We start from the raw sequence: 17,385 nt of genomic DNA on the forward strand, positions 1-17,385 counted from the left end.
ACGCAGATGCGCCGCCAGTTCATCGCCGTCCACGATCCGGAAGTCGGCATTGATCGCGGCGAGCAGGAAGACCCTTTCGGAATCGGCCTGGTGGGCAGCCGAATTCGCTCTTGAACGCATGAGCGAAGGCGAATTCGGATGCATAGCCGGCGTGTCGGGCGATGATCGAGATCGGGGTGTCGGTGTCGCGCAGTTGCCCAGCGGCGAGGGTCATGCGCCACCATGTGAGGTAGGCGATGGGCGGCCGGCCGATCAATGTGGTGAATCGGCGGGCGAAGCTGGCCCGCGACAGTCCGGCGTGATCGGCAAGTTCAGCGATGGTCCAGCCGTGTCCGGGCGAGCCGTGGATCGCCGACAGCGCGGTCGCGACGGCTGGGTCACGAAGTGCGGCCGACCACCCGGCGTCGGCGCCGCTGTCGGCATGCTCGTCGAGCCAGTTGCGCAGGATATGTAGCAGCAGGGCGTCCAGAAGCGTGCGCAACATGGCATCGCGCCCGGGGTGATTGCCGATGAGTTCACCGTCGAGGAGGTCGACGATTGTTCCCGCAGGGGTGTGGCGCGTCGTCGGGGCGGGCAGGTGAATGACCTCGGGAAGATCGGCGAGCATCGGGTGTGACCGGCTTCGATCGAGCAGGTAGGCGCCACACAGCAGAACGGTTTCCGGCCGGGTTTCGGATGCAGGTGCCCCCGATGGGGTCTGTCCGGGGTTCACCCGGCGCAGCGACGTCGTGGCTGGGCGTAGTGGTGTGGCCGGGTCGTCTGCGAGGGCATGGGTGCAACCGCCGGGGAGGAAGACGATGTCACCTGGTCGCAGCACGATCGGGTCGCCGGCGGGTGGCAGGAACCAGCACGTCCCGGCCAGCACGACATGGAATCCGGCGGCGTCGACTGCGGGCAACTGCCAACCGAACGGTGCACGATGCGTGACCCGTGCCGAATGTGGCTCGCCAATGCGCATCGCCGCGACCACGTCCGACAGGGGATCCATCCAGCAACACTATCAACTTCTCATGCTGCCCAGACGAATTCGTATTGATGAGAGATTTCAACGCATTGAACGTCTCATGTGATCGGTTTTAGGTTCTATGTGCTGCGTAGTCGCGCAGTCCGGTACGAATCAGGAGTCGATATGGTCATCGCTGTCTATGGCGCCAACGGCTATCAGGCCAAGCTCATCCTCGCCGAGTTGTCCCGACATGATGAGGAGGTCCGGCTCGTCGGGCGCGACCAGCAGCGGCTCGATGTCGCGGCGGTCCAGGTCGGTATTCCCGATGCCGACCGCCGGGTAGCCGGTGCCGACGACCACGCCGCATTGGTCGCTGCCTTGACCGGTAGCGATGTCGTCATCAATTGCGCGGGGCCGTTCACCGTATCCGGGGCGGCAGTGGTGGCTGCAGCGATCGAAGCCCGCGTCCACTATGTCGACACCGCAGGCGAGCAGTCGTATGTGAAGAGCATTTTCGACACCTTCGCCGATGACGCCGAGCGTGCGGGGGTCACGGTGGTGCCGGCGACCAATGACGGCTGCTTGCCGGGGGATCTGCTCGCCCACCTTGTCGCCGAGCAGACCGGGCCGCTGGCCGAGATCACGGTCAGCCACCTCATCACCGGTGGTGGCGGTCCCTCGCGGGGATCGCTGCGTTCGGCATTGGCGACCATCGACGCGATGACCGCAGGCGGGCTGACCTACCACGACGGGTTGTGGCGTACCGGGGTCGCGGCGCGGCACGAGGCGATCGTGCTGCCCGACGGCGCGTCCGTGGCGATGGCAGCGCTGCCGCTGTGCGAGGTCATCACCATTCCCCGGCATGTTCGGGTCGACCATGTCGAAAGCCTGGTCGAGGCCACTCTGCAGGCCAGGCTCGCAACACCCGTCACCGCAGAGCTGATCGATAGTCTTCCCGAAGGCCCGACCGACGGCGACCGTGCCGTCCAGCATTTCACCTACCTTCTCGACGCGACCGACCACCACGGCATCCAGACCCGAGGCGTGATCCGCGGCGTAGACACCTATGGCACCACCGCTGTCGTCGCGGTCGAAGCAGCCCGGCGACTCGCCGCAGGCAATGCTGCCGCCGGAGTGCTCACCCCAGCACAGGCATTCGATCCCGCCGACCTCCTTGCGACGTTGTCCGAACACGGCCTCGGCTGGACGATCCAGACGACCTCGACCTCAGTGTCCGCAGACAACGGCACCGACAGATCCACCCGCAGCCGATGACGCCAGGGCAGATGAAATAACACCGGCAGCACGCGATCGGATCACCCACCGATTCGGCCCCAGCCATCAACCCTTCCGGTGCACCGAACGCTTCCTCCACTGCCTCGGCGAGCTCGGGCACGCCATGGCGCGGGTGCCGATATCCCGACAGCCAGCGCACGTTCGCCGTCACGACCGGTGACGGGCGGTCATTCGTTGCGGAACTGGACCGGGGGTGAGCCGCAGCGCCGGGTTCGTTCGGCCGGTGCCGACGGAACCCGGCGCTCATGGTTAATTGGAAGCCATGACATCTGGGCAGACCGAGATCTGGCACAACCCGCGGTGCACCAAGAGCCGCAATGCGACCGCGCACCTGGACGAGGCGGGCGTCGAGTACACGGTGCGGCGCTACCTCGACGATCCGCCGACCGTGGCCGAGTTGCGCGCTGTGCTGAAGCGGCTCGGGGCCGAACCATGGGAGATCACTCGGACGGGTGAGCAGATCGCCAAGGATCTCGGCATGTCCGGGTGGGGGCGCACCCCGGCGGATCGAGATAAGTGGATCGAGGCGTTGGCAACGCATCCCCAGCTGATCCAGCGCCCGATCGTGCTCACCCCGGACGGTGGCGCGGTGGTTGCGCGGGACGAGGAAACACTGCGTTCGCTGGACTGATCCGATACCCCGATTTCCGCGTCGATTCGGCGGGCCTTTCGCGGCGAATCAGCCGGTAGGGTCGGCGATATGAAGGTACAACTGCGTCATAGTCCGGCCTCCGCGGTCGCTCGGTGCTTCCTCGCGGGCGGCGAGCCGATGCGGGTCGAGAGCGGCGCCATGGTCGCGCATTCGGCGGGAGTTTCGTTGCAGGCCAAGGCCGAAGGCGGCATCCTCGCCGGGCTGAAGCGCTCGGTGCTGGCCGGCGAATCGTTCTTCGTCTCGACCTTCACCGCACCGCCGCAGGGCGGCTGGGTGGATGTGGCGCCCGCACTACCCGGCGACATGCTGAACCTGCAGATCACGCCAGATCGGCCGTTCTTCATCAGCCGCGGCGGCTGGATCGCGAACTCGCACGGTGTGCAGGTGGAGGGCAAGTGGGGTGGTTTCGCGAACCTGTTCGGCGGCGAGGGCGGTTTCGGACTGCGTGCACACGGCGACGGTGAGGTGGTCGTCGGTGTGTTCGGCGCGATCGATGTGATCGATCTGCAGCCGGGCGAGCCGATCACCATCGACACCGGGCATGTGGTCGCCTATGACCTGGCCATGAACTTCACCATCCGACGCGCGGTGTCCGGGCGATCGATACAGTCGCTGAAGTCGGGCGAGGGCTTCGTCTTCGACTTCACCGGGCCCGGCCGGGTGCTGCTGCAGACCCGCAATCCGGGTGCCTTCGCCGCTTGGGCCGGATCGGTGGCGTCCTCGGGTTAGTCGCCGGACTTCACGGCCTTCTTACCTGCTGGACATCTCGATCGTGCAAAATGCAAATTTCATATCGGGTCCAGCAAGGGAATGTACATGGAGCTCCTCGAAGTCGTCGCAAACCTCTTCACCCAGGTCATGGGTGCTATGAGCGGCAGCGCCGCCTGACGGATCGCGGCTCATCGGCCCACCAGGTCTACGACCTGGTGGGCCGATGCCGTATCAGGCGAGGAGTTGATCGGTGAGGATGCGGGTGTCGGGGACGAATGCCCACGTCGGGTCGGCCAGATGCGCGCGCAGTTCGGCATCGGTCCACCACCAGCCGTCCGCGATCTCCTCGGGCTGGTGGCGGATCGGTCCGTCGTAGCGCAGCTCATAGGCGAACAGATGACAACGCATCGGGGTGCCCTGCCAGGTGCCGTCCCAGGACGCGCTCGCGCGCAGCGGTAGCGGGGGCGCGTCGGCGGGCAGGACGATGCCCAACTCCTCGGCGAGTTCGCGAACGGCGGTCTGCGCCGGGGTCTCGCCCGGATCGACGACACCACCGGCGAGGCAGTCGTGCATGCCCGCGAACACCATCTTGGTCTCGGTGCGGCGATGCACATAGATCCGTTGCCCGTCACCGGAGCGCACGAGCACCCCAGCGCTGGCATGCCAGATCCCGTCGCGATAGACGGTGGCCCGGTCGGCCGCGCCGATCTCGCGGCCCGCGGCGTCATAGACCGAGATCATCTCCGAGTGAGGGTGCACAGACACCGGTCGAGGGTAACCTGATCACCGCACTCCACCCTGAGAGAGGACCGCCCCCGATGGTGCTTCCGCGAGCACTGGCGAAATTGAACCGCCATGTCACCAATCCGATGCTCGGCCGATTGGCCGGTCGGGTTCCGCCGATGAGCATGGTCGTCCACAAAGGACGAAAATCCGGGCGCCCCTATAGAACTCCGGTGTGGGCGTTCGAAGGCGACGGCGTCTACCGCATCGCGCTCACCTACGGCCGCGATGTAGATTGGGTCAAGAACATCACGGCCGCAGGCGGTTTCGAGCTCGAGACCAAGCGCACGGTCGTCCTGCTCATTGATCCGGTGGTGCACAACGACCCGTCGGTGCGGTGGGCGCCGCCGGTCGTCCGGCAGGCGCTGAAGGCGATGTCGGCCACTTACTACTTGCAGGCTCGTCCCGCGTAGCGGCTCCGGCCCGAACACCGCAAACCCCTTGTCCCAGCAGCAGTGGACAAGGGGTTTGTGTCGCTGTGGGTGCCCTCGGGCGCGCTCGCGCGGACGTTGTCGTTGGATGCGGGGGAGAAGGCGCATCTGTAGCGTCTCGCCGAGGTGCAGACGGCGCATGCGGGAACCGCACTGCCGGAAGAGCTTTCAGGTGATCCTGGATCATCTCGAACCGCTTCCCGGGGTGGTGCTCAGTGCTCGTTATGATGTGCTGGCGCACAACAAACCTTATGAGGTTCTGTGTCCCGGCGTTGCCGGCGACAACCCGCGGTCTCGCCGAGAACCCGCGCGAGGTGGCGATTGCCGTGCCCGGTGGCGGCGTTGGGTTTGGTTCTACCTGCTGATGAGTGATGCCCGGAGAGAACTGTCGCCCAGCAACACAGGTGTCCGACGGTGGGGAACCGAGACATGTCGATCCCGACCTCGACCAGCATGATCGCGGCGACGGGCCCGATGCCGGGGATCCGATGGCCGCGGCGTCGTCGATCTGCTCAGTGGGCCCGGTCGCCGTGCGGATGGGCCGAAGTGGCTCTCGCCGCAGCATCGCGACGAATATCGGTGTGCCCCTTCGGTATAGGCGGTCTCGGCGTGCAGGGCGAAGTCGATGCCCGCGGTTGGTCGTCAGCCGGATCCCGCGTGCTCGCCTGTCGCTGACGGCGGGATCAGGAGGCGAGAGGGGTGTAGGTGGTGATTTCCCTGGACTCCAGGCGGGCAAGGCAGTCGCCCACGACGTGCTCCTGGAAATGATCCGAGGTGCGGTGCGCCTGGAAGGCCGCGGCGTCCACGTACTCCTCGTAGATCATGAACCGTCGCGGGTCGTCGGTGCAGATGTGCGCCTGGTACGCAAGGTTGCCCGGCTCCTGTCGGGACAGCGGGGTGAGGAGCCGAATGATGTCGGCGACTGCGCTCTCCTGTCCGTCGCGGGCGGTCCACACGGCTTGTACGACATAGGTCATGGCCGGCGACTCTATGAGGAAGGTCGCACTTTGTCACCTCTGGGCATGATGCTTGACATGGCGCGAGGTAGCCGCTTAACGTCTCGTTAACCGACAGCACAGACGAAGACACCCTGTCAGTGGTCTTCCGTCTGTGCTTTCAGTCGTTTTCGTACCGCTGGCAGGGTTTCAACCCCCGAAAGGCGGTGGGCATGAACGACGGCCCTGCGAACACGAGAACGGCGGTCATCCGCAGCGCGGGAGATGTTGCTGCCCTCATCGACACCCTCAAGGCCATGAGCGGCCGAACCAACGGGATCTGGTTCCTCGCACTGGCGGGACTGTTCCTGGATGCGTACTCCAACGCGGCGCTGGGGGCGGGTCTGTCACCGATGGTCAAGCAGTTGGGCCTGTCGTCCACGCAGGTCAGTGTGCTCACTGCGTTGGCCCCAGCTGTCGCGATCGTCTCCAACCCATTCGGCGGCTGGCTCGCCGCGCGGATCGGCCGGGTCAAGCCGCTGCTGATGACCAAGGTCGTTTTCGCGCTCGGCGCGCTGCTGACCGCGGTCGGCTCGGACTTCCAGACGGTCTTCGCCGGGCGGGGCCTGGTGGGCCTCGCGTACGGCATCGACTTCGCCGTGGCGATGGCCCTGCTGGCCGAGTACACCCCGGCCTCGCTCAAGGGCAGGCTCAACTTCTGGCAGGGCGTCTGGTACACCGCGACGACCACGAACCTCCTGCTCACCCTGGTGTTCTACAAGCTCGACGTCGGTGCCGACATTTGGCGTTGGTCCGTCGCCTCCTCGGCCGCCTTCGCGCTGCTCCTGTTCGTGCTGCAGTTGGTCTTCCTGGTGGAGAGCCCCACCTGGCTGGCGTCCAAGGGCAGGCTGCGGGAGTCCGTGACGAACCTGCGCCGAATGTACGGGTTGGCCGCGCAGGAGGGGCCGCTGGAGACCGGGCAGGTCGAGAATGCCGGGCATCAGGTCGGGTTCCGGGACGCGGGCGTGCTGTTCCGCCAGCCCTACCTCCCCCGGACCGTGCTGTCGACCGCAATCTCCCTCACCCAGGCCATGCAGTACTTCGCTGTGGGTTGGTACCTGCCCGTGATCAGTCTCGAGCTGTTCGGCAAGGAGTTCGACAAGGCGACCGCGGGCGCCATGGCGTTCAACGCGGTCGGCATCGTCGGCGGCTGCCTGTCGGCCTATGCCGGGCGGCGGCTGGGCCTGCGGATCAGTTCGATGACCGGGTACGCCGTGGTGTTCGTCGCGTTGCTGGTCATGGGCGCGACCTTCAAGCAGTTGCCTGTCGGCCTCGCTGCGCTGCTGCCGGTGATATTCATCTTCTTCCACTCGGCGGGCCCCGGCCCCAACGGCAAGTCGATCGCGGCGCTGTCGTACCGGTCCGACATCCGCACGCTGGGCACCGGCGTGACCGGCATGCTCGGCAGCCTCGGATCGGTCGCGGGCCTGTACCTGTTCCCGCAGCTCCAGTCGGGCATCGGGGTAGGCAACAGCCTGATGGTCCTGTCAGTGGTGCCGCTGGTCGGCCTGCTCGTGTGCGTCGCGATCAAGTGGGACCCGACCCGCGTCGAAGTGAACCTGGAAGAGGAGGCCATCCGCCTCCATCAGCGCCAGCCGGTGTTGGTGTGAACGGTTGAACGGCCCCGGACCGACGAAAGGACCTTCGCAGATGACCAGGGAGCGCCGCCGCGGTGTACTCAGCATCGATGAGGGCACCACGGGCACCCGTGCCGCCATCGTCCTCGACGACGGCGACACGGCGGGCCCGGCGTACCTGCCCATCTCGGTCAAATCGCCCGACCACCTGCGCGTCGAACAGGACGCGACGGAGATCTGGGTGAACACCGTCCGGGTCTGCCGTGCGGCGCTGGACTGGGCGGCCTCGCACCGTGTGGAGGTCACCGGTGTGTCTATCTCCACCCAGCGCGCCACCGTCCTGCTGTGGGACACGGTGACCGGATCGCCGCTCAGCCAGGCCGTGGTGTGGCAGGACCGCCGGTATGCGTCCCGGCTGCGGGAGTGGGAGCCGGAGTGGGACGCGCACCTCGTGGAGCACACCGGCCGGCCGGTCGGCTCCCGGGCGCCACTGCTGTGGGCGGCGGAGGAGATCACCCGGAACGAGGCCGTCGGCAGGGCTCATGACAAGGGCAGGCTGGCCTTCGGCTCGGTCGACACCTGGCTCGTCTGGAAGCTCACCGGGGGAGCGCGCCACGTCATGTCCGCCACGAACGCCGTGGCGGTAGGCGCCTACGACCTGCGGACAGGAGACTGGCACAAGCCGTGGATGGAGTTCCTCGGCTGCCCGCGCGACGTGCTGCCACGGATCGTCGACGAGGACGGCGACTTCGGCGTCACCGACCCGTTGGTCCTCGGCGTGCCGCTGCCCATCCTGTCGGTCATGGGCGACCAGCACGCGGCCATGATCGCGCTCGGCGCCCACCGGCCCGGCCAGGCCACCTGCGTCCACGGAACGGGCACCTTCCTCGATTCCGTGGCGGGCGACCGACCGCCCACCCACCGCAGCCAGGTGCCCGGCGTGCTCACGCTGGTCGGCTGGCGATCCCGGAGCGCATCCGTGTTCAGCGTGGAAGGTTACGCCGCGACGACCGGGTCTGTGATGCGCTGGCTGTGCGAGGAGATCGGGCTGTTCGAGTCGCCGAGCCGGCTGGCAGAACTCGCCCGCGAGCACACCGGCCCGACCCGGGTGAGGTTCCTGCCCGCCCTGGCGGGACTGCGGACTCCCCACTGGTCGCCGGAGGCCACTGGAATTCTCACCGGCCTCAGCCTGTCCACGACCCGGGCCGAGCTGGCCCGAGGCATCCTCGAAGGCTTCGCGCACTCGGTGTGCGACCTGCTGGAAGGCGTGGAGAAGGCGATGGGACAGCCCGTCACCGACCTGTTCTGCGGCGGCGGGCTCGCCACCAGCGACGTGCTGATGTCCAGCCAGGCCGACCTGGCCGGCCGGCCGGTGCAGCGCGCCCGCGGCCACGAGACGGCCAGCCTGCGCGGCACGGCCTATCTCGGCGGTGTGCGGGTCGGGCTGTGGCCGAGCGTCGAAGCTGCCGTGGCGGGGCTGCCGGCCGGCCCCGTCTTCGAACCCGCACTGTCCGACGCCGAGCGCCAGGACGCTCGAGCCGCGTGGCGCGATTTGGTGACACGCCATGTCACGGCCGCCGCCGACAACGGCGCCCGGCCGCCGGGGCGCGGTTCCCGCGACCCCGAACCCGACTCACAGGAGGAATCAACATCGTGATCCGGCTTCCCGAACGCAAGGTGAGGTCAGAGACGAGCAGCGCCATCCGCCGAACGCCACTGACCCTCGACCGCCATGAGCAGATCGAACGGCTCGCCTCCAGCCCGGTAGACGTTCTCGTCGTCGGTGGTGGCGTGACCGGCTGCTACACCGCACTGGACGCCGTCACCCGCGGCCTGACCGTGGCGCTCGTGGAACGGGACGACTTCGCATCGGGCACCTCCTCCAAGTCGTCCAAGATGGTGCACGGTGGCCTGCGCTACATCGAGCAGGGCAACCTGCCGCTGGTCCGGCGCTCGCTGCTGGAGCGGCAGCGCTTCCGCCGCAACGCGCCGCACCTGGTGCAGCGACTGCCGTTCGTCTTCCCCGTGCTCGCTCAGGACGGCCTCTTCGACGCGCGCATCGCCAAGGCCTTCGAGGGCCTGCTCTGGACGTACGACCTTGCCGGCGGGTGGCGCATCGGCAGGCTGCACCAGCGTCTCAGCGTGCCCGAGGTCCTCGCCCGTGCGCCGCGGCTGCGCGCCGACCGGCTCGAGGGGGGACTGCTCTACTACGACAGCCGTACCGACGACGCGCGCCTGACCCTGACCATCGCGCGGACCGCTGCGCACTTCGGGGCGACCGTGCTCAACGGCGCCACCTGCCGCGGCCTCCTCCGCGAGGGCGGCAGGGTGCGGGGCGCGACCATCGAGGTCGACGGCCGCGACATCGACGTGCGGGCGGGTGTCGTGATCAACGCCACCGGGGTCTGGTCCGACACGCTGGACGCCCTGTCGGACGCCGGCCACCGGCCCCGGATCCGTCCCGCCAAGGGCGTGCACATCGTGGTGCCGTGGACCAGGTTGCCCGTCGACGGCACCGTGACCGTCCCCGTCCCGGGCCGGGCCCGTCGCGCGACCTGCACCCGCTGGGGGGACGTGGTCGTGGTCGGCACGACCGACACCGACTACGACGGCTCCCTGGACGAGGTGCTGTGCAATGGCGAGGAGATGCAGTACCTCCTCGACGGGGCCAACACCGCGTTCGACGCCGACCTCACACCCTCGGACGTGGTCGGCTCGATCGCCGGGCTCCGCCCTCTCGTCGGCGAGAAGGAGGGCGCCACCCTCGACATGAGCCGCGACCACCAGATCTCGACGGACGCGCGCGGGCTCGTCACCGTCACCGGCGGCAAGCTCACCACCAGCCGCCACATGGGCGAGCTCGTAGTCGACGAGGCGCTGAAGGTCCTCGGCCGCAGGGCCCGCTGTCGGACGGTGCGTCTTCCCCTGCTGGGCGGAGCCGGCTACGACGCGGAGGCCACCTCGGCCACCGGAGGGTTGGGCGCCCATCTGGGAGAGCGGTACGGCACCGAGGCCAGGTTCGTCGCTGCGCTGTTCACCGAGGACCCCTCCCTCGCCGAGCCGATCATCGATGGCTCCGCCTACCTGCGAGCCGAGGTCGTCTACGCGGCTCGCTGCGAGTTGGCGCGGACCGTCGACGACGTGTTGTCCCGCCGCACCCGGATGCGGGTGTTCGCCCGTGACCTGTCGGTGAAGGCAGCCCCGGAGGTCGGCCGGCTGCTCCAGCAGGAGCTGGGTCTGCCGGACGAGGAGGTTACTTGGCAGATCGACGACTATATCGCCGGCATCGACCGCGAGAAGACTGTACTGATGAAGGGACTTTCATGATCAGCAGGCAGACCATCACGCATCCGTTCAATCGGGGGGACTACGTCGTCGGCGCGCCCACCCCGCCGCGCTGGGCCGTTGATTGCCCGCCTGGCCAGGGGAAGGCCAGCTTGCAGACTGCCGTGGTCGAGGTTCCCGACGCCGTCGTCGCCGAACTACGCACGGTCGCCGCCGCCGTGCACACGGACCGGGACGAGGTGGTCCTGCGCACCCGCGACTGGTGGGCGGGCACGTCCATCGGCGAGACGGACGGTGCCCCTGCCACACCGGATGCGGTGATCGTCGAGGCGGCCGACGAGGAGCAGGTGGCCGCCGTGGTCCGGGTCTGCCACGCGCACGGCATCCCCCTGACGGTCTCGGCCGGCCGCAGCAATGTCCTCGGCGCCGCCCTGCCGGTATTCGGCGGGGTCGTGCTGGATGTCTGCCGCCTCAACCAGATCATCTCCTTCGACGCCGAGTCGATGACCGTCGAGGTACAGGCGGGTATGTTCGGCGACCTGTTCGAGAAGGAACTGCAGGAGGTGTACGGCGCCACCACCGGACATTGGCCGTCCGCCTTCGCCATCTCCACGGTCGGCGGCTGGGCGGCCTGCCGCGGCGCCGGCCAGCTGTCCACCCGGTACGGGAAGATCGAGGACATGGTCGTCGGGCTCGAGGTGGTCCTGCCGGACGGCACCGCTGCCAGCTTCGGCACCTACCCCCGGGCCGCCGTCGGCCCGGACCTGCGCCAGCTGTTCATCGGCTCCGAGGGCACGCTGGGCGTGATCACCCGGCTGCGGCTGCGCACCCACCGGCTGCCCTCTTACGCGGTGGGCCTCGCCTACGGCTTCGGCACCTTCGTCGCAGGACTGGACGCCTGCCGGGAGATCCTCCAGCAGGGCGCGACGCCCGCGGTCCTGCGCCTGTACGACGCGCACGAGAGCGGCACCCACTTCGGCGAGCCCGGCACTCACCTGCTGCTCGTCGCCGACGAGGGCGACCGGGCCCTGGTGGACGCGACGATGGCCGTCGTCGAGAAGGTCTGCGCCGAACGGGCGTCAGTGGCGCTCGACGGTGAGGCGGTTCTCGCCCGCTGGCTGGACGAGCGGATGCTCGTCGGCAAGTCCGGTGACGGCTTCGCCAAGGGCCCCGGTTTCGTCGCCGATACCTGCGAGATCGCCGCGCCGTGGTCGATCCTGCCCGTGGTCTACGACGAGGTGGTGGCGGCCATCGAGGCGGTCCCCGGAACGCTGCGCGCGTCCGCGCACCAGTCGCACGCCTACACCGACGGAGCCTGCCTGTACTTCTCGCTACGCGGCGAGGTCGAACGGCCCCGCCGCCGCGAGTGGTACCAGGCCGCCTGGGACGCCGCCAACGAGGTGCTCATCCGGCACGGCGCCGCGATCAGCCACCATCACGGCATCGGGCTGCTGCGCTCGCCGTATGTCGAGCCATCGCTGGGCAGCGGCTTCGGCACGCTGGTAGCGGTCAAGCAGGCCCTCGACCCGGCCGGGATCATGAACCCAGGGAAGCTGGGGCTGCCCAGCCGTTTCGGGTCCGGCGCCGGTAAGTCCACGCAGGGCTAGTGCATAAGGTGGATCCGGTGAGCTCTCGTCCGAAACGTCCCGTTGATCGGCGCCTGCTAACCGCACTGGCGGAGTATCCCGTCATGGCGTCGCTCGTCGGCGTGACGATGGCGGACCGGTTTGCCACGACCTCGACCCCGCTCGGCATCCTCGCGTCCGTCCCGCTCGGCGACCTGGAGGCGACGGTCCGGCAGACGACCGCCGCGGGCAAGATCGTATTCGTCAACATGGATTCGACACCGGGCCTCGGCCACGACCCTGGCGCCCTGACCTACCTCAAGGGGATCGGGGCGATCGGAATCTGCTCCACCCGGGCGGCGATTGTCGAGCGGGCGAGTGGCCTCGGCCTGCTGGCCATGCAGAAGGTGTTCGTGACAGACCGCTCCAACCTGCACCGCAGTATCCAGTCCATCGCCCGGTCGAATCCGGACCTGGTCCAGCTCATGCCCGCGATCGTGCTGCGCTACACCGAGCAGCAGGCCAGGGACCTCGGGGTCCCGTATCTCGCGGCCGGGTTCGTCCAGGGGGAGGCGGACGTGGTCGAGGCACTCCAGCATGGTGCGGCCGGCGTCTGCACCTCGGACGAGGACTTGTGGGAGCTACGCCGCTCGTCCCTGCCCACCTTCTGAGCTCGCCCGCCCGCACCCTCTGCCCGCTTCGACCCGCGCGCAGGCCGCGATCACCTACCCGACGTCCGAGACGCCGGCCAGCAGAACGATGACAACCCTGCGAACCGGACCGGCGTCGACGCAACGAACGATGGTGGGAGACAGCAACTCGCGGCTCCGGCCCGAACACCACAGACCCCTTGTCCCAGTGGACAAGGGGTCTGTGTCGCTGTGGGCACTCTCAGGCGCGCTCGCGCGGATCCAGCACCGCCTGCGTGCCCGGCGTGGCCGCGACCTGCAGGGTGCGCAGCCGCAGCAGCGCCGGGTGCTCCTCCAGCAGACGCGCGGTGTTGGCGAGCGAGCGCAGCGCGGCCGCCTCCGCACGGGCCCGCTCGAGTTCGGCCCGGCCGTGCTCCTTGGCGAGCACGGTCTCCAGTGCCGCCCTGCGCAATTCACCCGGCAACATCAGATCACGGGCATTGACTCCGTCGACGCGCATACCGAGTCCGGCCACCGCCGTGGCGATTTCGGCGAGATCGCCGACGAGTAGCGTGCGTTCGGCGACGAGCTCGTCGAGTGTATGGGCCGCGACCGCTCGGCGAGCGGCATCCTGTGCCGCGGCGTAGAGCACCTGCTCCGGGTACTGCGCGCCGGTGGTGAATTCCTCCGGATCGGTGACCTGCCAGTTCAACGCGTAGCTGACCCGTAGCGAGAGTCCGTCGAGGGTGAGCAGTTCCTGGCCGCTGATACTCAGCAGCCGGGGACGCATGTCCACGACGATCAGCGTGCAGCGCTTGTCGTCGTAGCGGTGGCGTCCCGGCTCGAGTACTCGCTCGAGTGTGCCGTCCCGGTACAGCAGCGTTCGCTGCCATGCCATGACCGTCGTGTACATAATTCTCACTCCTCCCGTGGTGTGTGTCGTTGGCCGCCTTGTTATTTCGAATGTCACCCGGCCCGGTCACGGGTCCGCGGCGGGGGCGTCCCGCGGTCGTAGCCGCGGAGCCCGCAGAGCCGCTTGCCGTATCCGACCGGAACCGGGTGGCATCGCAGAGGAATCGAACCCCATCCAGGCTTACGCCCTTCGCCAGGTAAGAGACCGAGCCCGACACGGGGAACGCGGGCCGGAGATTCCGGTGCGCCCCTTGACTCGACCTCCGATAACCATAGGCACCGCGACGGGGGCGCGCGAATGATTTATTACCGCCGCTGCCGCTTCGGTTTCACGCCGGGTTTCGGAGCCGAAGCAACCGCGCGCGCGGCGACATGCGTTGCCTCGGCAGCTGTTTCGGCATCGAGGCGCCGGTAGACGATTTGCTGTTGCGCCAGCGTCCACGCATTGTTGGTGACGAAGTACAGCAATATCGCCACCGGGACCATCGCGCCGCCGAGAATCGCGGCGGCGGGGATGGCCCACAGGCTGAGGGGGCGCAGGAAGGGAACTCGCGTGGGCCCGGGCTGGCGGTCCATCGCGGCGCGGACGGTGAAATGCGTTGCGACAGCGGCGATCAGCATCAGCGGTAGCGCCACGATCGCCACAGTGGAGAGCAGCTCGCCCGCACCGGCGAGTGTTGCCGACAGCGGCGCCCCGAACAACTCGGCATGCAGGAAAGACTGCACGTCTGTTGGGCCGAAGAGGTAATTCGCGGTGGCGGCGTTTTGTTCGGCCGTCATGGTCGCGGTGCGGCCGATCGGTAAGTAGTCGAAGGTGCCGGTGCGGTCGAATGATCGTAGTACGTGGAAGAGTCCGAGGAAGACGAATAACTGAGCGATCGGCGGAACCAGGCTGGCAAACGGATTGACGCCGTTGTCCTTGAACAGCTGCTGGATTTCGGTGTTCTTGCGACGCGGATCGTCTCTGTATTTCTGCTGAATGGCTTTGACCCGTGGCTGCAGTCGCTGCATGACCGCCTGGCTGCGCGCCTGTTTCAGGAACGGCAGGAATAGTGCGGCCCGCAGAGTGATGACGAGAAAGATCACCGCGAGCACCCAGGCGATGCCACTGGCGGGGCCGAGGACGGCGGCAAAGGCGGTGTGCCATACCCAGAGAATGGCGGACACCGGATAGTAGATGAAGTCGAGCATGAGAGCACCTGACTGTGCGAACGTGCGGGGGCGCACGTCGATGGGAATGGTCGGCCGGATCGCCTGGGGACCAGGCGGTATGTGGCGACCGGCGAGCGGTCGCTACCTGGCGGCCGACCCCGGTGCTCGGGGGCGCGGTCGTCCCGCGGTGTCAGGATTGCTCTGGCGCAGGAAGGATCCACGGCGGCGGCGCTGCGCCGAGGGTGGCGGACCCGAGTGGGCCAGCGCCAGCGGCAGGCGGCGCGGGTTCCGCAATGCGACCAGTGTCAGGGTCAGCGATGCGGCGATGACGCCGAAGACAGCCAGTGCCGCCGGTTCATTCGACGGAGCCGCGGCTAGGGCGAGCGCGGGTAGAGCGAGCGCGAACAGCGCAAACGCCATCAGGTGGACCCGCGGGAACATGCCAAGAGCTTACCGGGGGCGGAGCCGTCCCAGCGATATAGTGACCGGGCGCTCACCGAAATTGATGATGCCCTCATCTATCGAAGGAGCAGTGCCGTGAATTCGAACGACTCTTTCTCTGCCGACCCGGCGAGTTCCGAATATGCCGACTACGACCCCCGCCACTACGGTTTCGCGGGAACGCCCGAGGTCATGCCCCCATCGGTCCGCATGGCCCGAATCCTGTCCTGGTTCCTGGCCACACTCGGCCTCGCGCTCATCGGCGTCGCGACCATCACCGGGAATCCGGATCTCGGTGGCGCGATCGCGTTCGGCTATCTGTTCGCCTGGCTGCTCGGCGGTGTCGCCTTCGCCTTCGGCATGGACGGCCGAACCGTGCAGGTGGTCGGCGTTGTGCTCGCGGCCATTTCTGGATTCCTCTGCCTCGGGTTGATGGCTGTCGGCCCGCTACCGGGTCTCACGGGCCTGTGCCTGTCGTTCGCCGTCATCGTGCTGCTGTGCAAGCGGGAATCCACGGTCTGGTTCCTACGTCATCGATCGACCACGTAGCGACTACATTTCGCAGCAGCCGTCCGATGTGAAGGGTAGACGAGCTGGTCGATGGAGGCGGTCGGGTAATCGGGTTTCGCGGCCATGCCGAGGTCATCGGTGACGAAGCGCCGCGCCGGGTCGTAGGAGTAGATGCGCAACAGGTGATCTCAGATCAACGTGAACAGGCCGAAATCGACGTCGCCGATACCGGCGAACTTCAGGTGATGGAAGCGATGGCCCTCGTTCAGTGCCAGCAGGTACTCCGCCGGTCCGATGCGGTAGTCGGCGTCGGAGTGTTGCAGCAGTAGTTGGATTGCTACCGAAAGGGCAAGGGCAGCAGCGACATTCGAGGGTAGTCCGATGAGGATCAGCGGTGCGACACCGGCGGCCATCTCCACCGTCTGGTGCTGTGGATGTTGCATCAATCCATTGAGGCCGTAGAAGCGTTCGAACGATTCGGTCGAACTAGGATGCCTCGCCGAGATCCCACTCGACGCGGTGGCTCAGGGCCGACGGGGGTAGACCGAAGGTGCGGCGGCAGGTGCGGGTCAGATGGGAGCTGTCGGCGAAACCGGCGGCGTGGGCGGCGGCGGTGAGGTCGTCGCCGCTGCGGACGCGGGTTATCGCCACATGTAGTCGGAGCCAGAGTATGTAGGGGCGCAACGGAATTCCGACCTGTTCGGTGAACAGGTGGGTGAGCCTGGTCGCGGAGATGCCGACGCGGCGCGCGACCTCCGCGCCGCGGATCGGGCCGTCGCCGACCAGCGACGGCAGCAGCTGCAGCACCTCGGTGACCGCCTCGTGGCGGCCACGCTCGACGTTGTGCGAATCGTCGCGCTCGAGATCGTCGACGACCTCGGCGACCAATTCTGCCAAGGTTTCCCGCTCCGGATCGATGGGCAGCGAATGTGCGCTGTCGGCCCAGCCGTAGGCGTGGGCCCTGCGGTCGGCGGCCGCACCCGCGACGGATTCGGGGTCGAGGTAGATCGCGGTGCCGCGTTCGGCACCGGATGCGATGCGATGCGGTGCGTCGGCGGGCACGATGACGTGGGTGCCGCGATGCCGAATACCGCTGGCGTCCACCACGACCACGGGCGTACAAGCGGCGAGCACCTGTACTGCGTGATGGGCGTGCAGTGCGGTGGGGCCGATACTGCCGCCGAAGGCGAGTACGCCGGCGCGCAGCAGCGCGGAACCCTCCCAACGCAGTTCACCGGGGGTCCCGGAGGCATAGTGCACGGATCGGGGGGAAGTGGACGCCCCGTTGGTAACCAGAGCCTTCATCATCGGATGCTCCCGGGTGACTGCGAATCCCGAATCGGATCCCTCACGGAGACTATCCCGGTCACACGGCCGCTGTCCGGATAACCGCGACGTGATCAGGAATTCGGTGACCAAGCGACGGGCGGCGGGGGTGTCCGGGAATCGGGTTCGCCCGGCGAGGCCGTCATCGGTGCGGGTGAACCACCCTGAAGGCGG

The 17,385-nt window shown here is 67.8% G+C and carries 18 protein-coding genes and 2 pseudogenes; 11 read left to right on the forward strand and 9 right to left on the reverse strand.

The window, feature by feature from the left end; all coding sequences use genetic code 11:
* Positions 1-19: 19 nt before the first annotated feature.
* Positions 20-988 carry an AraC family transcriptional regulator gene (locus ACQP1G_RS19260; protein WP_433206109.1) on the reverse strand — a complete coding sequence of 323 codons (969 nt, stop codon included), beginning with the start codon at positions 986-988 and terminating at the stop codon, positions 20-22.
* Between the two features lie 141 nt (positions 989-1,129).
* On the opposite strand from ACQP1G_RS19260, the gene ACQP1G_RS19265 reads away from it, so the two are divergent.
* The 3 genes from ACQP1G_RS19265 (at position 1,130) to ACQP1G_RS19275 (ending at position 3,623) form a co-directional block, all read left to right on the forward strand.
* Positions 1,130-2,221: a saccharopine dehydrogenase family protein gene (locus ACQP1G_RS19265; protein WP_433206112.1), complete on the forward strand. Its 1,092-nt coding sequence runs from the start codon at positions 1,130-1,132 to the stop codon at positions 2,219-2,221.
* 283 nt (positions 2,222-2,504) lie between these two features.
* Positions 2,505-2,873, forward strand: a complete 369-nt coding sequence (locus ACQP1G_RS19270; protein ID WP_433206115.1) for an arsenate reductase family protein — start codon at positions 2,505-2,507, stop codon at positions 2,871-2,873.
* A gap of 69 nt (positions 2,874-2,942) precedes the next feature.
* The gene (locus tag ACQP1G_RS19275) at positions 2,943-3,623 is read left to right on the forward strand and encodes a TIGR00266 family protein (protein WP_433206118.1); all 681 of its coding nucleotides are present in this window, start codon (positions 2,943-2,945) and stop codon (positions 3,621-3,623) included.
* Between the two features lie 213 nt (positions 3,624-3,836).
* Here the strand turns inward: ACQP1G_RS19275 and ACQP1G_RS19280 are convergent, their stop codons facing one another.
* A complete protein-coding gene (locus tag ACQP1G_RS19280; protein WP_433208649.1) occupies positions 3,837-4,346 on the reverse strand; it encodes an NUDIX hydrolase in 510 nt (169 codons plus the stop codon).
* Positions 4,347-4,423: 77 nt separating this feature from the next.
* On the opposite strand from ACQP1G_RS19280, the gene ACQP1G_RS19285 reads away from it, so the two are divergent.
* Positions 4,424-4,801 carry a nitroreductase family deazaflavin-dependent oxidoreductase gene (locus ACQP1G_RS19285; RefSeq protein ID WP_433206121.1) on the forward strand — a complete coding sequence of 126 codons (378 nt, stop codon included), beginning with the start codon at positions 4,424-4,426 and terminating at the stop codon, positions 4,799-4,801.
* Positions 4,802-4,958: 157 nt separating this feature from the next.
* Positions 4,959-5,054, forward strand: a pseudogene (locus tag ACQP1G_RS19290) (hypothetical protein); the annotation flags it as partial.
* Here the strand turns inward: ACQP1G_RS19290 and ACQP1G_RS19295 are convergent.
* Positions 5,032-5,274, reverse strand: coding sequence for a transposase (locus ACQP1G_RS19295; protein ID WP_433208652.1), 243 nt, complete (start codon positions 5,272-5,274; stop codon positions 5,032-5,034). The pseudogene ACQP1G_RS19290 and the gene ACQP1G_RS19295 sit on opposite strands and share 23 nt — an antisense overlap.
* A 228-nt stretch (positions 5,275-5,502) precedes the next feature.
* On the reverse strand, positions 5,503-5,796 hold the full coding sequence (locus ACQP1G_RS19300; RefSeq protein WP_433206124.1) for a putative quinol monooxygenase: 294 nt from the start codon (positions 5,794-5,796) through the stop codon (positions 5,503-5,505).
* A gap of 275 nt (positions 5,797-6,071) precedes the next feature.
* On the opposite strand from ACQP1G_RS19300, the gene ACQP1G_RS19305 reads away from it, so the two are divergent.
* Genes ACQP1G_RS19305 through ACQP1G_RS19325 form a run of 5 tightly spaced genes read left to right on the forward strand, consistent with a single transcriptional unit; the run spans position 6,072 to position 12,912 of the window.
* Complete coding sequence (locus ACQP1G_RS19305) at positions 6,072-7,424, forward strand: MFS transporter (protein ID WP_433208655.1); 1,353 nt, start codon at positions 6,072-6,074, stop codon at positions 7,422-7,424.
* A 40-nt stretch (positions 7,425-7,464) separates the two neighbouring features.
* Positions 7,465-9,048, forward strand: a complete 1,584-nt coding sequence (locus tag ACQP1G_RS19310; RefSeq protein ID WP_433206127.1) for an FGGY family carbohydrate kinase — start codon at positions 7,465-7,467, stop codon at positions 9,046-9,048.
* Positions 9,045-10,718: a glycerol-3-phosphate dehydrogenase/oxidase gene (locus tag ACQP1G_RS19315; RefSeq protein ID WP_433206130.1), complete on the forward strand. Its 1,674-nt coding sequence runs from the start codon at positions 9,045-9,047 to the stop codon at positions 10,716-10,718. The genes ACQP1G_RS19310 and ACQP1G_RS19315 overlap by 4 nt, the downstream gene beginning before the upstream one ends.
* On the forward strand, positions 10,715-12,283 hold the full coding sequence (locus ACQP1G_RS19320; RefSeq protein WP_433206133.1) for an FAD-binding oxidoreductase: 1,569 nt from the start codon (positions 10,715-10,717) through the stop codon (positions 12,281-12,283). Before ACQP1G_RS19315 ends, ACQP1G_RS19320 begins: the two co-directional genes overlap by 4 nt.
* A gap of 17 nt (positions 12,284-12,300) precedes the next feature.
* Positions 12,301-12,912 carry a glycerol-3-phosphate responsive antiterminator gene (locus ACQP1G_RS19325; protein ID WP_433206136.1) on the forward strand — a complete coding sequence of 204 codons (612 nt, stop codon included), beginning with the start codon at positions 12,301-12,303 and terminating at the stop codon, positions 12,910-12,912.
* A gap of 220 nt (positions 12,913-13,132) precedes the next feature.
* Here the strand turns inward: ACQP1G_RS19325 and ACQP1G_RS19330 are convergent, their stop codons facing one another.
* The 3 genes from ACQP1G_RS19330 to ACQP1G_RS19340 all read right to left on the reverse strand — a co-directional run bounded on the left by ACQP1G_RS19330 (position 13,133) and on the right by ACQP1G_RS19340 (position 15,375).
* The gene (locus ACQP1G_RS19330; protein ID WP_433206139.1) at positions 13,133-13,783 is read right to left on the reverse strand and encodes a slipin family protein; all 651 of its coding nucleotides are present in this window, start codon (positions 13,781-13,783) and stop codon (positions 13,133-13,135) included.
* Between the two features lie 305 nt (positions 13,784-14,088).
* Positions 14,089-14,973, reverse strand: coding sequence for a membrane protein insertase YidC (yidC, locus tag ACQP1G_RS19335; RefSeq protein ID WP_433206142.1), 885 nt, complete (start codon positions 14,971-14,973; stop codon positions 14,089-14,091).
* A gap of 102 nt (positions 14,974-15,075) precedes the next feature.
* Positions 15,076-15,375, reverse strand: coding sequence for a DUF6412 domain-containing protein (locus ACQP1G_RS19340; RefSeq protein WP_433206145.1), 300 nt, complete (start codon positions 15,373-15,375; stop codon positions 15,076-15,078).
* A 96-nt stretch (positions 15,376-15,471) separates the two neighbouring features.
* On the opposite strand from ACQP1G_RS19340, the gene ACQP1G_RS19345 reads away from it, so the two are divergent.
* Positions 15,472-15,924, forward strand: coding sequence for a hypothetical protein (locus tag ACQP1G_RS19345; protein ID WP_433206148.1), 453 nt, complete (start codon positions 15,472-15,474; stop codon positions 15,922-15,924).
* Here ACQP1G_RS19345 and ACQP1G_RS19350 read toward each other — a convergent pair.
* Positions 15,906-16,409 (reverse strand): annotated as a pseudogene (locus tag ACQP1G_RS19350) (sterol desaturase family protein); the annotation flags it as partial. The gene ACQP1G_RS19345 and the pseudogene ACQP1G_RS19350 overlap by 19 nt on opposite strands.
* The gene (locus tag ACQP1G_RS19355; protein WP_433206151.1) at positions 16,372-17,193 is read right to left on the reverse strand and encodes a helix-turn-helix domain-containing protein; all 822 of its coding nucleotides are present in this window, start codon (positions 17,191-17,193) and stop codon (positions 16,372-16,374) included. The gene ACQP1G_RS19355 and the pseudogene ACQP1G_RS19350, both read right to left, overlap by 38 nt.
* Positions 17,194-17,385: the final 192 nt, after the last annotated feature.

Source organism: Nocardia sp. CA-107356 (genome assembly GCF_050946365.1).
Taxonomy (GTDB): Bacteria; Actinomycetota; Actinomycetes; order Mycobacteriales; family Mycobacteriaceae; genus Nocardia.

Coding starts and splice junctions, on each gene's coding strand:
- ACQP1G_RS19320 (WP_433206133.1), top strand. CDS start 10,715: ATGATCAGCAGGCAGACCATCACGCATCCGTTCAATCGGGGGGACTAC.
- ACQP1G_RS19310 (WP_433206127.1), top strand. CDS start 7,465: ATGACCAGGGAGCGCCGCCGCGGTGTACTCAGCATCGATGAGGGCACC.
- yidC (WP_433206142.1), bottom strand. CDS start 14,973: ATGCTCGACTTCATCTACTATCCGGTGTCCGCCATTCTCTGGGTATGG.
- ACQP1G_RS19305 (WP_433208655.1), top strand. CDS start 6,072: ATGAGCGGCCGAACCAACGGGATCTGGTTCCTCGCACTGGCGGGACTG.
- ACQP1G_RS19300 (WP_433206124.1), bottom strand. CDS start 5,796: ATGACCTATGTCGTACAAGCCGTGTGGACCGCCCGCGACGGACAGGAG.
- ACQP1G_RS19330 (WP_433206139.1), bottom strand. CDS start 13,783: ATGTACACGACGGTCATGGCATGGCAGCGAACGCTGCTGTACCGGGAC.
- ACQP1G_RS19340 (WP_433206145.1), bottom strand. CDS start 15,375: ATGTTCCCGCGGGTCCACCTGATGGCGTTTGCGCTGTTCGCGCTCGCT.
- ACQP1G_RS19275 (WP_433206118.1), top strand. CDS start 2,943: ATGAAGGTACAACTGCGTCATAGTCCGGCCTCCGCGGTCGCTCGGTGC.
- ACQP1G_RS19265 (WP_433206112.1), top strand. CDS start 1,130: ATGGTCATCGCTGTCTATGGCGCCAACGGCTATCAGGCCAAGCTCATC.
- ACQP1G_RS19295 (WP_433208652.1), bottom strand. CDS start 5,274: ATGCTGGTCGAGGTCGGGATCGACATGTCTCGGTTCCCCACCGTCGGA.
- ACQP1G_RS19355 (WP_433206151.1), bottom strand. CDS start 17,193: ATGATGAAGGCTCTGGTTACCAACGGGGCGTCCACTTCCCCCCGATCC.
- ACQP1G_RS19260 (WP_433206109.1), bottom strand. CDS start 988: ATGGATCCCCTGTCGGACGTGGTCGCGGCGATGCGCATTGGCGAGCCA.
- ACQP1G_RS19270 (WP_433206115.1), top strand. CDS start 2,505: ATGACATCTGGGCAGACCGAGATCTGGCACAACCCGCGGTGCACCAAG.
- ACQP1G_RS19285 (WP_433206121.1), top strand. CDS start 4,424: ATGGTGCTTCCGCGAGCACTGGCGAAATTGAACCGCCATGTCACCAAT.
- ACQP1G_RS19280 (WP_433208649.1), bottom strand. CDS start 4,346: ATGATCTCGGTCTATGACGCCGCGGGCCGCGAGATCGGCGCGGCCGAC.